The sequence below is a fragment of the Helicobacter japonicus genome, assembly GCF_000762845.2.
Classification (GTDB): domain Bacteria; phylum Campylobacterota; class Campylobacteria; order Campylobacterales; family Helicobacteraceae; genus Helicobacter_C; species Helicobacter_C japonicus.
This window is the reverse complement of sequence record NZ_JRMQ02000009.1, coordinates 1-13194: the sequence shown is the minus strand read 5'-3', so window position 1 is coordinate 13194 and position 13194 is coordinate 1. Positions and strand designations below refer to the sequence as shown.

Genomic DNA, 13194 nt, shown 5'->3' with positions numbered 1-13194 from the left:
AGAGTATATAGAATGTGTAAAATCGGCGATTTTAACGAAAAATACATAATTTTTAGTTAATTTGCTTCCCAAATCTTGAGAAGCAAAAAAGGAGGGTTATTTAGCACTCATCTCTTCTCTTCGTTGGAGATAATCCCAACGTTCTTCTACATCTTTTTGGAATTGTGCGATAATATGCTCATTTTCAGGCTTAAAAAGATGTTTGAATCTGCCTTGTGCGCCCAAATAATCACGCACAGGAATAACATTGCGCGGACGATAAGTAATATGGAGTTCTGTGCCATTAATAATTTCAAATAATGGGAAAACTAAAGAATCCACTGCTAAATCACTCACTTCAACGGTCTTATTAGATTCAAATCGCCACTCTGTGGTGCAAGCACTCATTGCATTAATAAAAGTTGGTCCCTCTGTATCAATAGCACGTTTGATTTTTTTATTCATATCTTTCCATTTATTTGGCGCAACTTGTGCAACATATGGTGCGTGATGAGCTGCCATAATAAAAAGTATGTCTTTTTTGCGCTCTTTTTTGCCATAACTTGCACTTCCAGCAGGAGTAGTCGAAGTGCTAGAACCAAAAGGCGTAGAGCTACTTCGTTGCCCACCAGTATTTGCATACACTTCATTATCAAGACAAATATAAGTAATATCGTGTCCTCGCTCAAAACAACCACTTATCCACTGAAATCCAATATCATAAGTTGCACCATCACCACCAAATGCAACAAATTTAGGTTTTTCACCTGTATATCTACCTTTACGCGCAAGAGCCTTATACATAGCCTCTGCACCAGCTACTGCAGTAGAACCATTTTCAAAACCAATATGAATCCAAGGCACATCCCAGCTTGTATGTGGATACACAGCACTTGAAACTTCAAGACAACCTGTAGAATTACCTAAAACAATGGGTCCATCAACTGCACTTAACACCTCACGCACAATCATACCGTGAGCGCAACCTGGGCAAAGTAAGTGCGCACCTTCAAATTTCTTTGATGATTTTTGAAACTCTTTGAGATTTTTAACTTCTTTTACCATACCTATTCTCCTTAAAAAAAGCTCATCTTAGGTCCGCGAAGTCCTAACATTTGTTGAACCGGATGTGTAAGCTTACCAGCTTTTGCATTTGCATCAAGCTCACTAAAAATACCTTCTAAATGTGCTTGTGTCAAATCACGTCCGCCAAGCCCATAAATGTAGTTTGACATTATAGGGTGTGCATTTGCAGCAAGGGCTGCGGCTGAAAACTCATTGAAAAGCATACCCATAGCACCCGCTGGAAGACTCCTATCAAGACACGCCACAGCTTTTAGATTCTTAAGTGCTTCTCCTACTTGTCTAAAAGGAAATGGACGCAAAGAACGGATAGAAAGCACTCCTGCTTTAATACCCTTTTCTTGACGCACTTTTTTAGCCGCTACACGAGCAGATTCAACACTTGTTCCAAGTGCCACAACTGCTACTTCTGTATCTTCACACATATAAGTTTCAACAAGATTATACTTGCGCTTAGAGAGTTTTTCAAAAGCCTTGAAAACTTCTTCTATCACCTCATAAGAATCCATAATACCCTTATGTAATTGTGCCTTATGCTCAAAATGCCAATCTTCCTCTGTTTGCGCTCCATAAGTTATAGGATTAGAAAAATCAAGCATAGGATTATGTGGGATATACTCCCCGATAAATTTATATGCTGCTTCATCAGTAAATGGACGCACTGATTGAGCTGTATGAGAGCAGATGAAGCCATCTTGATTCACAATTACTGGCACTCTCACGCGTTTGTCTTCAGCAATTTTAAACGCCATAAGATTAAAATCATATGCTTCTTGAGGATTATAGGTGCAGAGATTTATCCAGCCTGTATCACGGCTAAGATACATATCAGAATGGTCGCCATTCACATTAAGTGGTGCTGCAAGTGCGCGATTAACAAGATTCAAAACAATAGGCAAACGCATACCAGAAGCCTGATAAAGCACCTCTACCATAAGAGCAAAACCTTGAGAACTTGTCGCTGTTGCCACTCTTCCTCCTGCTGCGGCTGCACCCACACACGCGCTCATCGCAGCGTGTTCAGATTCTACCATTACAAACTCACCATCAACATAACCATTACTCACAAAACTCCCATAGTTTTGCACAATAGGCGTTGAAGGAGTGATAGGATAAGCAGCCACGACATCAATTTGTGCTTGGCGAAGTGCTTGAGATGCTGCCATATTGCCATCCCACACTTCAATATCTCTTAATTCCATTACTTTAGCCATTCTTTCCTCCTCTATGCGTTACTTTGCGATTTTTTGGATTCTTTAGCAGGCCATTCTTTAAGTGCTTCCTCATTATCTTTATGGTCGCTAAACATAAGTAATGATTTAGGATTTGTAGGGCATACATCTACACACACACCACAACCCTTACAATGCACATAATCCACTCCCGCAAGTTTTTCATCTTGCGTAAGAATTGCTGCATCAGGGCAAAATACCCAGCAATTAAAGCAATTAATACAAATTTCACTATTATGCACAGGTTTTTCCACACGCCAATGCGCCACACTATCCGTAAAAGAACTATCTCCACTATATGTTCTTTGGTATTTATAAAGCTCTTTTCTGCCATCTACACCTTTTTTGAAAGGAAAAAGCACAGAGCCGATTTCAAATTTGTCCCAATCTTTTAATTTATCCATAAAATCTCTCCTTTGCCTTTAGCTATTTAACTTCTTCATAAGCTCGTCTAATGGCTACTTTATTTGCCTCAATCACTTGTTGAGGGAGTTTTTTACCAAGCACTTTAGAGAAAGATTCTAAAAAGAAGTCAATCTCAAGCATACCTGAAACTTTCATTAATGCCCCAAGCATAGGTGCATTAGGGATAGATTTGCCAAGTGCATCAATAGAAATTTGAATACAATCAAGCGTATAAATCTCTTTATTCGCTAATTCGGGTTTTTTCGCGATAAGTTCTTCTTTACTCAAGCGCGTTGTAATGATGTATTTGGTAGAAGGTTTATCATAAAGGCAAATATTTGTAATAAACACAAGTCCCGGATCAATCACCAAAATATAATCTGGATTCATAAATTTTTCGTGATTAAGAATAGGCTCAGAATCTATCCTATTATAAGCTGTCATTGAAGCACCACGTTTTGCTGAACCATAAAATGCAAAAGCTTGCACTTCTTTACCTGTCCCTGCAATTACATCAGCAAGACCTTTTGCTCCTGTTACAGCACCTTGTCCAGCACGAGAATGCCATCGTATCTCAAGCATTGTATCTCCTTTCCTTTAACTAAATTCAGGTGTAATTTTAACGAAACTTTGCTTAAATTAGTATCATTTTGAAACAATATTGATAAGGACACTTAACAAAGATTTGCAAATCTTGCCTTAATTCCTCGTCATTGAGATGATTCATATAATATTATTCTCCAAAGAATAAATCAAAATATCAAATATTTCTACTTCCCCATTATCATATTCTATAGAAATCTTACGTTCTTCATTAGTTCTTGGGTCATTTTTTAAAATCTTAAGTGCTTGTTCTTTTTGATTTAATTCTATAAGAAGTAAAATTTGCATTAGGGTTCTATCTTTCCAAAACACATCTTTATTATTTTCATATTTATAAACAAAATCATAAAGTCCTTGTATCGTGCTAGATGTGTCAATTTTAAAGGCTTCCAAAAGAGATTCTATGCTCTCCTTGTAAGCACTCAAAAAATTATGATAAGAATCACTAGGCATATCATCTAAAGCAAATTCTTGCAATTCTTGCATATTAGAAAATTCCATACTTTTAAAGGAAAATGGAAAAGATCTAACACCATATTCATTTAAGATTTTAAAGTCCAAATCAGGCTCATCAAGCTCTAGGCTAGCACATAGAATCTCATCGCTTTTTATGGATTTCACCCTAAAAGAAACATCAAGACTTATGCAATCTTCCTCTTGTTCTAAATAATGTTCAAAAGTAAAAAGTAAATTATCAAAAACACCAAAAGTTATAAATTCCTCTGTTTTTAAGCCATATTGTGCTGAAAATTTGTCTAGCTTTTTGCAAAAATTTATAACAATTTCATCTAAGAATTCTTGTTGAGACATTTAAAGTGTTTTACTCCCATTATTAAATCTAAAATTATTGATAAAGACTACCTTCTCTATTATAAGATTTGAACATAAATATAAAGGGTGGCTTATATCTTTTATTTTTGTATGATTTTTTATATATTTAGAATCTAACTTCTAATGCCCTAACATTTCTTTCTTTGATGTGCTGCTAAAGCTAATCTTTCCTTGCTTTATCATTCTTGCACGATTGATAAGGGCGTAAAGGGCTAGATACTCATCATTATATATTTTCCCCTCAAATTCCTCATCACCATTAAACTCAATATTCCTCCACTCTATCAGCTCTGCCTTAGAATTTGTGATAAAAGAAATGTATTTATCTCTTTGTTTATCGTGCTTAATTCCAGCACTCAAAGGCTTCAAAGCCTCATCATACCAAATGACTTCTAAATTCTCATCTTTGATGACTTGTAAAGCAAGTTCTTTTGTTAAATATCCTTTGATGTCTCCATACATATGTTTTTTCTGCCAATAATTCATTTGTAGCATTTTATCTATTGCTTCTCTTTCATAATCAAAGGCATATTCATCTTCAACGCCCCCTCGCTCTCCAATGTAAATAGTTTCATATTTATTATTGTTAGGATTAAACCAAATGATGAAATAATACTCCCCACCCGCTTCACCATACTTATTCCATTCTGCTTCTATTAACCCCTCTTCCTTAATAATCAATTCTGCTTGTTCTCTTGTCATTTGCGCTTCCTTTTAAAATGTATTTTGCTTTATATAGCAAACAAGATTCTATATCAAATCATAGGGAAAGTATTTATAGTCTTTAAATTCGTCTTTATTATAGTTTAAAATTTTCAAAACCGCTGCACCCTCAAAATTCCAATATCCATTATAAAGCAATCTATCATCGGGTATTTTATGATCAGCCCACCAAGCACACCTTCTACTTTTGTTATACCACCCTTTAAGATATTTTTTAAAATATTCGCTCTCTTTAGTTTGTGCAAAAAGTTTTAAATCCTCAAATTTAGCTTCTTCTGATGTCAATCTCTCAAAGCAGTCCTTTTCTTTTCCTTTGCTTGCTAGATAGTGCAGTAGCCAATCATCATAAAATAAATCATCTGCCTCCCTATTAGTTTCATTAAGTTTATTGAACACCCAAGAAGTGTTCATATCGCATATTACCATTAAAGCAAGATTCTCTGCATTATCATTATAACACTCTATACGAAAATCATTTTTCCATTGATTGAGATATCGTATAAAATATTGTTTAATCAACTCTATATCCTCATCTCCTCTAGAATACATCGCTTTTGCTATATTATAATAACGACTATCGTGATTTTCATTTGGATATTTCTTACAAAAGAGTTCATAAACTCTTTTTTCATCTTCAATGTATTGAGTAAAATACTCCTCATTTTTATAAATATCCCTTACCATTTTTTATCTCCTTTAATCGTTTTTTTATCTTGGCATCTTTATCTAGCTCTTTAATGGTTATATTACCTCCTTCATCCATATGAAATAAATCTTTTCTGACTTTATACCTTTCATCACTGCTATTAAGAAATTGTTTTATCTCTTCTGCTTGTTCCTTACCCACAGCCTTATTAAGTCTATTCTTAACCCATTTATCACTCATTGTTTGTTCCTATTTTGGTAAAAAATCGCCTGTAAAATATGGTGTCTGTCAAAACTATAAAAAAACAAATGCCTAATAATAGACCGCCTATTATTAGGCTTTGCCAATAATCAATATAGAAAATCATCTCAAAGTAACCATCTATAAAATAAGTATTCCAATGTCCTCTCCTAGTATAACCAATCATTCCGCCATTAAGAAAGCCATAGGTAACAGACAATATCAAGGCATAGTTACCGACCATTATAATGCTGTATTTTATCGGCTGCCCTATCATTTTCTTCATACCTCCAAGAGTCTCTACACCTTTTTGTGAATAAGGGCGCAACATACCATTTGCGCAATATACAAAAAATCTCTAAGAATTACTGCAAACACTCCCACTCCCACCACAAACATATACGAAGCATAAAACTTACAAAGTTCAGGAGCGTAAGTTTTACTCTCCATTAGTTTAATGGCAGGGATAAAGTCCATAAAGTCTGTGAAGTGTTTTAAATAAGGATACTTGGTTAAAATATCTAAAGGAAGTAAAAAGATAGTGAGGGAGCAGAGAAAATAAAATAAAATAGCAAAGATAAGTCTCTTTTTACTAAAGTGTCTGTTTTTAAGCTTAAATCTCAAATAAGCCCTAAATCTATTATAAGTTAAGGACTTATGGGATTTCATTGCTAAAAGATTGTTTAGAAAAAAATAAAAATGGAGTTGGTTGGCGGTGTGTCTTTCTATCATTTAAAATCTTTCAAAGAATCGATAAAATCCCTCAAATGTCCTGTTTGGTCTGCTACCCAATCATCTATGGTATAGTCCTCATCGCACTCACTATCATCTCCGCTATAATAATCCCCGCCCTCAAAATCAGCAGGGTTATCATAAAGCTCCATTTCCTCTTGCTCTAGCCATTCTTCTAATGCCTCGATGAAATCAGAAAGTATTGCACCATTAAAATGCGCTTTTTCATAAGCCATAACCGCCTTAAAATGTGGCGGAAAAATGACATTGAATTTTTCATCGCTTTTTAGTGTGCCATTATCCCAGTTTTCATTCTCAAGGCATAAAACTTCTTTGATGAATGCTTTTTGCTCATCGGTGTTTAAACTCGCTAATCCTGCTTCTAGCTCCTCACTACTCCCACTTTTATACTTTTGCAAAAGTGCTTGTAAAGATTCTTTAGAATCTGCATTTTCATTTTTCATTGTGTTTCCTTTTGAAATTCTTTGATATGAAACTTCACATCACTAAAATTAAGAGTTACCTTAGCCATTACTTATCCTTTTGCCTTCTTTAGTGCATCATTCATTCTTCTAGCAATTTCTCTTACTGTTCTACTTTGCTCTTCCTCACTATCTTCTCGATTAACCCACAAATCTATTTTAAATTTCTTTTTAATTTGATTTTTAGTCATTGCTCCTGCGTCTTTGAGAAGCTTTTTATTTTTAGCTCCTTGTGCGTCATCTAAGGGGGTTGCTGGAGTAGCATAATTCACATTTGCCCCAAGCTCTATTAGAATCTGAGTAGCTTTGTAGTTTGAAGATTCTTTTACTGAATGAAGCAAAGGTGTCTCTCCCAATTTGTCTAACGCATCTACATTTGCTCCCGCTTTGGTAATGGCTATCTTAAGAGCCTTATAATTATTACGTCTAGCCCACCAATGCATAGGAGTCCAGCCATCACCATCATCTCCTCTTTTCTCACAAGTTAAGCCCTTATCTAAAAGATATTTGATAACCATTTCATCTTCACCACCTTTTTCAATGTATGATGTCAAGGCATTCCTTCCATATCCATTATGGTGGTAATCAATCCTTAAGCCCCATTCTTGTAAAAACTCTATCATTGCAGGGTCTTTATACTTCTCATACGCCACTGCTGCTTCGGCAAGGACATATTCTACTTGAAATAAAAAAAGCTTGTATGTGCCGTCTTTAATATTTTCCTCATAAAAACTCTCTTGCAGGGGATACTCTTGTAAAAACCCTTTTACTTTTTCTGTATCATTTGTTTCAATGAGTGCATACAACTCATCCACAAGAGCATTTCTTTGCTTTCTATTCATAGCCTTAATTTCTTGTTTTGTTTTCATTGTGTCTCCTTTTTTGTAAGTTTAATCTTTAAGCCCTAATTCTCTCAAGGCTCACTCCCAGCTTAACTCTAGCTCTAAACCTAACTCTTTAGCTAGAATCTCAAAGTAAGTTAAGGGCTTATGATTTCTTAGCCAAGTATGCAGTGCCTCCTCATCATCTAAATCACCCTTAAAGCCCAATTCATCAGCTTCTTTGTAGGCTTCATACCACCAATCTGCAAAGGTGTCTTCTAGCAAGCTTTTTGCGTCCTCTAGCACCTCTTGGCAGGGCTTTAAATCCCTCATCGCAAAGAGAATCTTAAAGGCATCTGTGCATTCTTCTTTTAAAGATTCTTCACTCAAATCCTCATCATCAAGTGCTATGCAATCTAAAATTTTGCCAACCGCCATAGCATAATGACTTGCACCCTCTTCACACAAATATTGCTCCCTTGCAAGTTCGCTCTCCGCTTGTTTTGCACTTACTACACCATTTGCGTCTGCTCCATTAGCGATTGCCTCTTGAAATAAATCAAAATCTGAAAGCATAATTGCCTTAAAAAGCATATCATAAGCACCCTCTCTGTCTGTGCTATCTACCTCTTTATTACCCATTTGTCTTTTTGCTTTGCCTCTTTTGTGTAGTATTTGAGAATCTACCCTATTTTTTAGAGAATCTTCATATTTTAAAATATCCTCATAAAAGAGTGTTTGCTCTCCAGATTGTAGAGATTTTTTAAGTTTTTCTATGATTGCATTATAGGCTTCATTATAGTTTTGCTGATTTTGCACCCTCTCATAAGAAAGTAATTGCCAATCATAATTGGTAGCTTCCCCACCTATGAAAAGTTCCTCATATTGAGGCAAAATCCACTCATCAAGTTCGGATTCTCGCACGAGATTTTGCAAAGCCCTTATTTGCACCGTGCCATCTGTATAATAGGCAGACCTAAGAATCGCACAAAGTTCTTGTAGGATTTTGGTTGTAGGAAGTGAAAGCACAAAGGCTTCTTTTTGCTCATCACTTATGGAATATTTTTCATCATAAAGTTTAGAATCTTTGTTTTTTCGTAATGCTTGATAGAGATTGTATCTTTGTAGCTGTGATGAAAAATACCATTGTGCGGCATTTTGCGCTTGTTCCACAAGCTCATTTTCTACCTCTGCTCCAGCTCTTATAAGATTCAAAAACAAAGCGCGATTCGCTCCTTTAAGTAATCGTTTAGATTCCCCACTCAAAAATTCTAAACTCTTTGGTAAGCTTAACGGGAGAAAACTCTCTACAAAAATAACACTTTCTTTATCCTCTAGTATATTGCGCAAGTTTTGCGTATATTCTACCTCTAATTCCTCCTCAAAATGCTCAATGGCAATGACAAAATTCTTAAGTAATGCGTTTAGCTCTTTTTGGTAATTTTGAAAATCTTTTGGTGTGAGTTTTGCATACTCCTCATTTGAGAGTTCGAAAACTGCAATAAACGCATTTTGTTTCTCTTTTTGCAGATACATTTCCTTATACTCGCTGCTTACTTCATCGTATTCTTCAATATCTTGCTCCATTGCGTTACTTGCATCTCTTACCGATTGTATAATGGCTTTTGTCATATCAAAGGATTTTGTATGAAAAGAATCTGCCTTGAAGTCCCAATTCTGCTCTTTATTGTCGTCTTTTTCATTACCTTGCATAGATTCTGCTTGTTCTTTTGGTTCTAATAAATTTACACCATAAAGCGATTCCGCATAGATTTCCTCCTCTTCTCCTAGTGTATCAAGCAGGGCTAGATAAGGGTCAGTAAAAAAATTATTATCAACATCTACTCCATTAGAATCGTATTCATCGCTAAAAAACAGCACTTGTAGCTTTTTGCCATTATCTTTGACTAGCGCACTAAAGGGTGCATTAAAGCTAGTCGTATTGACAAAAGCCAACATATCATCATCAAAATACTCACTTAAAGCCCTTAATGCCTTTTGTGCTTGTTCCTTATTGTATTCATATTCGCTACTATCAATGCCACTTGATACGCCTCGCTCTATATAGCCAAAGATATTTTGCTCCCTTTTATCTTTAAGCCTTTCTCTTATATCAAGTGAGCTAATACTACCCATATGAAAGTATATATTCCCACTATATCGCGTGATAAAGTTATCATACAAAAGCATACAACTCTTACCACTTAAGCTTTTTGCCTGTGGATAAGGGTTAGCATTTTCAAAGAGATTCCAGATTTCAAGACTTAAATCATATATATCATTTATCGTTTCATTAGCAAGAATGACATCAATAAGCTCTCCGCTTTCTTTTTCTAGCACAATCAACCCATAATCAGCCTTTGCTTGTGTGATAAATGCAAAGCTTCTTTTAAAATTCTCATTTATATTTTCATCATAAAAACTGATATTAAACGCGTCCAAAACAGCTTTAATGTCTTTTTTCTTAATTTTACAATCCAAGCCAAAGAAAAGAGCGATATTTGGGATTCTCCCGCTCTTTTTGCTTTGCATAAAAAGAAAATCAAGCAAAGTTCTTTTGTTGTGGATTATTGTGTGGTGAATAGAGTCTGGGTCGCTCACTACTTGCTTTAAGTTTAATGTATCCTTCACTAAGCTTTCTTGCTCTTGTTCCTCTGGAAATGTTATCTCAATAGACTCATCACTCTCATCTTGTGCTTTTATTCTTATGGCTTTTTCTTTTGCTCTTTTCATTGTATGCGCCTCTTTGTTAGATTCTTTATTCTTTTGATTTACTTTGGCTTTTATCATCATAGGAAAGACAAATTTTGCACAAATCAGCCCTAAAATAAAAATGATAAGCGCAACACTTGTATGGCTTAACTCAAATATATTGACAATCAAAAAGAAACTTGCACAAGCAAGCACAAGAAGCACGGCTATCAAAACAATAGATTCTAATCGCAAACTTTCTCCTTTTACACCTTTTGAAACTCTTTGATATGAAAGCGCACTTCTGCAAAATTTGTGTTTTCATTTAGCATTGTATAAAATTCGTTAGGGATTTACAAGGTTCAATGCAACTTTTAGAATCTTTTGTCTGCGGATTCAACGCCTAGACTTGATTGCAAAAAAACAATATAATGTAGCACGCAAGAATGATTCAAGGGAGAAAAAATGGAACAACTTAAAGACATCAAAGCAGTTTGTGATTTTATAAAAGAAGGACCCAGCTCAGAGAAGTTTTGCTCTTATGTAGAGCATTTGCAACAAGCGTTGGAGGGCTTAAAGCAAATCCTTGAAAGCAAGAAAAATAAGAAAATCAGCGATAAAGATTTAGCTAGAGTGCTTAAATGTATAAACAATACAGAATACTCTGTGGAGATAGAAGAAAGAACCACCGGAACAGAGAGTGCGCTTGCCTGTGCGCCTTTAGAGCTTGTAGAATTTATTATCCAAAACGCGCAGGATAAAGAATTTTTGCTTTCGCAAAAGGGTGGCAAAAAAAGCCGTGATTTTTTAGCAAGTGTCTTAGATGGTGGCAGGGTAGATATTGCAGAACTTCTTATCAAAAATGGCGTGGAATTTAAGAAAGATTATTTGAAGGAGCTAAGATATGCTTGGGAGGATATACTTGAGATTGAGGCGCAAACGAAAAAATTTGAGTGTTTAGGGATAAAAAAGGGAGAGACTTTAAAAAAGATATGGGATTTGCTAAGCCCTTTTAGTATTGGTGAAATTTACACCGAGGCGTTTTCTTATTACCATTCTGTGCATAATTACAGAGACACTTTTGAAGGAGCGCAGCAAGTTTTTATCTACGCGCTTAAAAACAAGCTTTTTAGCGAGGAAGTGCTAGATAATAGCTTCTTTGCTTTGCCAAAAGCGGGGCTAAGTTTGTTTTTAAACGCAAAAGACCTTAAAGGGCTTAGCAACGATGATGTATATACCAAGCCAAAGGGAGAAATCTTGCCTTTTGTCTTTGCGATGTTTGAGGATAAAACCTTAGAAGTGCTAGAATACGCACTCTTTCTTGGGCTTCACAAGGGTAGAAAAAACGCGCAGGGCAAGGACTTTGAGAGCTTTTTGCAAGACAAGATTGAAGAGTATAAAATCCTCACCACAAAGGGACACAAGTATGGCACGATATTTGAAGAGGACAAGTGGGATTTGGCTTATTTTCTTTCTTTGCAAAAATTTATGCAAGGTTTAGAAAGCCTTGAAAAAGGTGAAGCGGTTGTGGTAGATGATGAGACTTCCAAGATGTTTGCGAGGATTGAGGAAATCCCGCGAAATCTCTTAGTATAAGATTGTAAGGCTTTAATCAAAGGGCATTCTCCATTTTCGCCTTTAATGTTTAGCTCATAGCAAGATATTTACGCAAGATAATCTTTAAAATATCCTTTAGCTTTGCCAAGTCGTTTTAGTCTATTGAAACTAGATTTTCTCCCTTCTCCTTTTACTCAAAGTTATTTAACTTAATATCGAAGTAAAATATATAAGTGATATAAGCTAAAATTGATACAATATGCTTTTGGAACTTAATTTCTATAAACTTTATTTTTAAGGAATAGTATGCAATCTCACATCATTTCAAATAAAAAACGCATTTTTTCAGGCATTCAACCCACAGGCAATATTCATTTAGGCAATTATTTAGGTGCGGTGCGGCATTGGGTAGATTCACAAGAGCAATATGAAAATATCTTTTGCGTAGTCAATTCTCACGCCATTACGATACGACAAGACCCACAAGAATTACAAAACAAAACCTATGAACTTGCGGCTATTCTCCTTGCTTGTGGGATTGATACGAAAAAATCACATCTTTTTATCCAAAGCCAAATTGATGAACACGCCGCACTAGCGTGGATACTTGATTGCAATATTCCTATGGGCGATATGAGCCGTATGACGCAGTTTAAAGACAAATCAAGTAAGAATCCAAAAAATATCAATGTTGGGCTTTTTAACTACCCTGCTTTAATGGCGGCAGATATTTTGCTCTACCAAGCTGATTTCGTGCCTGTGGGTGAAGACCAAAAGCAGCATTTAGAGCTTACGCGCGATGTTGCAGAGCGATTTAATCGCGATTTTGGAGAGTGCTTTAAGATTCCAAAGCCGCTTATTCCAAAGGTGGGTGCGCGTGTAATGGGACTAGATAATCCAGAATCTAAAATGAGCAAGTCTGCTAAGGGCGAAAATCACGCGATTTTCTTGCTTGATAGCCCTGAAATTATCACGCGCAAATGTAAAAAGGCAGTAACAGATTCTCAAAGCAATATTGTCTTTGATGAATCTCGCGCAGGGCTGTATAATTTGCTTTGCATTTATGAGATTTTCACACAAAAAAGCCGCGAAAGCATTGAGGCAGAATTTGAAGGTAAAGGCTATGGGCATTTAAAAATGGCTCTTGCAGAAGTCATTATAGAATCTTT

Annotated in this window: 14 protein-coding genes; 2 read left to right on the top strand and 12 right to left on the bottom strand. The window is 35.7% G+C overall.

Annotated features, from left to right (window positions below):
- Positions 1 to 96 precede the first annotated feature (96 nt).
- The 12 genes from LS65_RS06735 to LS65_RS06680 all read right to left on the bottom strand — a co-directional run bounded on the left by LS65_RS06735 (position 97) and on the right by LS65_RS06680 (position 10723).
- Entirely contained in the window at positions 97 to 1044 is a 948-nt protein-coding gene (locus tag LS65_RS06735; RefSeq protein WP_034361058.1) for a thiamine pyrophosphate-dependent enzyme, read from the bottom strand.
- Between the two features lie 11 nt (positions 1045 to 1055).
- The gene (locus tag LS65_RS06730) at positions 1056 to 2276 is read right to left on the bottom strand and encodes a 2-oxoacid:ferredoxin oxidoreductase subunit alpha (RefSeq protein ID WP_034361056.1); all 1221 of its coding nucleotides are present in this window, start codon (positions 2274 to 2276) and stop codon (positions 1056 to 1058) included.
- 11 nt (positions 2277 to 2287) lie between these two features.
- The gene (locus LS65_RS06725) at positions 2288 to 2698 is read right to left on the bottom strand and encodes a 4Fe-4S dicluster domain-containing protein (protein ID WP_034361053.1); all 411 of its coding nucleotides are present in this window, start codon (positions 2696 to 2698) and stop codon (positions 2288 to 2290) included.
- 22 nt (positions 2699 to 2720) lie between these two features.
- Positions 2721 to 3281 carry a pyruvate flavodoxin oxidoreductase subunit gamma gene (locus LS65_RS06720; RefSeq protein ID WP_034361052.1) on the bottom strand — a complete coding sequence of 187 codons (561 nt, stop codon included), beginning with the start codon at positions 3279 to 3281 and terminating at the stop codon, positions 2721 to 2723.
- A 141-nt stretch (positions 3282 to 3422) separates the two neighbouring features.
- On the bottom strand, positions 3423 to 4112 hold the full coding sequence (locus LS65_RS06715; RefSeq protein WP_034361050.1) for a hypothetical protein: 690 nt from the start codon (positions 4110 to 4112) through the stop codon (positions 3423 to 3425).
- A gap of 141 nt (positions 4113 to 4253) precedes the next feature.
- Positions 4254 to 4835 (bottom strand): hypothetical protein, encoded by a 582-nt coding sequence (locus LS65_RS06710; protein ID WP_138129806.1) that lies wholly within the window; start codon positions 4833 to 4835, stop codon positions 4254 to 4256.
- A 48-nt stretch (positions 4836 to 4883) separates the two neighbouring features.
- Positions 4884 to 5540 carry a PoNe immunity protein domain-containing protein gene (locus tag LS65_RS06705; RefSeq protein ID WP_034360662.1) on the bottom strand — a complete coding sequence of 219 codons (657 nt, stop codon included), beginning with the start codon at positions 5538 to 5540 and terminating at the stop codon, positions 4884 to 4886.
- Complete coding sequence (locus LS65_RS06700) at positions 5521 to 5742, bottom strand: hypothetical protein (protein ID WP_034360660.1); 222 nt, start codon at positions 5740 to 5742, stop codon at positions 5521 to 5523. The genes LS65_RS06705 and LS65_RS06700 overlap by 20 nt, the downstream gene beginning before the upstream one ends.
- Positions 5735 to 6073 carry a hypothetical protein gene (locus LS65_RS06695; RefSeq protein ID WP_138129805.1) on the bottom strand — a complete coding sequence of 113 codons (339 nt, stop codon included), beginning with the start codon at positions 6071 to 6073 and terminating at the stop codon, positions 5735 to 5737. Before LS65_RS06695 ends, LS65_RS06700 begins: the two co-directional genes overlap by 8 nt.
- Before the next feature lie 397 nt (positions 6074 to 6470).
- Complete coding sequence (locus LS65_RS06690; protein WP_034360654.1) at positions 6471 to 6938, bottom strand: hypothetical protein; 468 nt, start codon at positions 6936 to 6938, stop codon at positions 6471 to 6473.
- A gap of 71 nt (positions 6939 to 7009) precedes the next feature.
- Entirely contained in the window at positions 7010 to 7825 is an 816-nt protein-coding gene (locus LS65_RS06685) for an ankyrin repeat domain-containing protein (protein WP_034360652.1), read from the bottom strand.
- A gap of 51 nt (positions 7826 to 7876) precedes the next feature.
- A complete protein-coding gene (locus tag LS65_RS06680; RefSeq protein WP_034360649.1) occupies positions 7877 to 10723 on the bottom strand; it encodes a hypothetical protein in 2847 nt (948 codons plus the stop codon).
- Between the two features lie 210 nt (positions 10724 to 10933).
- Between LS65_RS06680 and LS65_RS06675 the strand changes: the two genes are divergently transcribed.
- Positions 10934 to 12064 (top strand): hypothetical protein, encoded by a 1131-nt coding sequence (locus tag LS65_RS06675; RefSeq protein WP_052060981.1) that lies wholly within the window; start codon positions 10934 to 10936, stop codon positions 12062 to 12064.
- A 267-nt stretch (positions 12065 to 12331) separates the two neighbouring features.
- On the top strand, positions 12332 to 13194 hold an 863-nt coding region (gene trpS, locus LS65_RS06670; protein WP_138129804.1), incomplete at its 3' end, for a tryptophan--tRNA ligase.

Excerpts from the sequence above, each read along its gene's own strand:
- LS65_RS06735 (WP_034361058.1), bottom strand. The coding sequence starts at position 1,044 with ATGGTAAAAGAAGTTAAAAATCTCAAAGAGTTTCAAAAATCATCAAAG.
- LS65_RS06730 (WP_034361056.1), bottom strand. The coding sequence starts at position 2,276 with ATGGCTAAAGTAATGGAATTAAGAGATATTGAAGTGTGGGATGGCAAT.
- LS65_RS06725 (WP_034361053.1), bottom strand. The coding sequence starts at position 2,698 with ATGGATAAATTAAAAGATTGGGACAAATTTGAAATCGGCTCTGTGCTT.
- LS65_RS06720 (WP_034361052.1), bottom strand. The coding sequence starts at position 3,281 with ATGCTTGAGATACGATGGCATTCTCGTGCTGGACAAGGTGCTGTAACA.
- LS65_RS06715 (WP_034361050.1), bottom strand. The coding sequence starts at position 4,112 with ATGTCTCAACAAGAATTCTTAGATGAAATTGTTATAAATTTTTGCAAA.
- LS65_RS06710 (WP_138129806.1), bottom strand. The coding sequence starts at position 4,835 with ATGACAAGAGAACAAGCAGAATTGATTATTAAGGAAGAGGGGTTAATA.
- LS65_RS06705 (WP_034360662.1), bottom strand. The coding sequence starts at position 5,540 with ATGGTAAGGGATATTTATAAAAATGAGGAGTATTTTACTCAATACATT.
- LS65_RS06700 (WP_034360660.1), bottom strand. The coding sequence starts at position 5,742 with ATGAGTGATAAATGGGTTAAGAATAGACTTAATAAGGCTGTGGGTAAG.
- LS65_RS06695 (WP_138129805.1), bottom strand. The coding sequence starts at position 6,073 with ATGTTGCGCCCTTATTCACAAAAAGGTGTAGAGACTCTTGGAGGTATG.
- LS65_RS06690 (WP_034360654.1), bottom strand. The coding sequence starts at position 6,938 with ATGAAAAATGAAAATGCAGATTCTAAAGAATCTTTACAAGCACTTTTG.
- LS65_RS06685 (WP_034360652.1), bottom strand. The coding sequence starts at position 7,825 with ATGAAAACAAAACAAGAAATTAAGGCTATGAATAGAAAGCAAAGAAAT.
- LS65_RS06675 (WP_052060981.1), top strand. The coding sequence starts at position 10,934 with ATGGAACAACTTAAAGACATCAAAGCAGTTTGTGATTTTATAAAAGAA.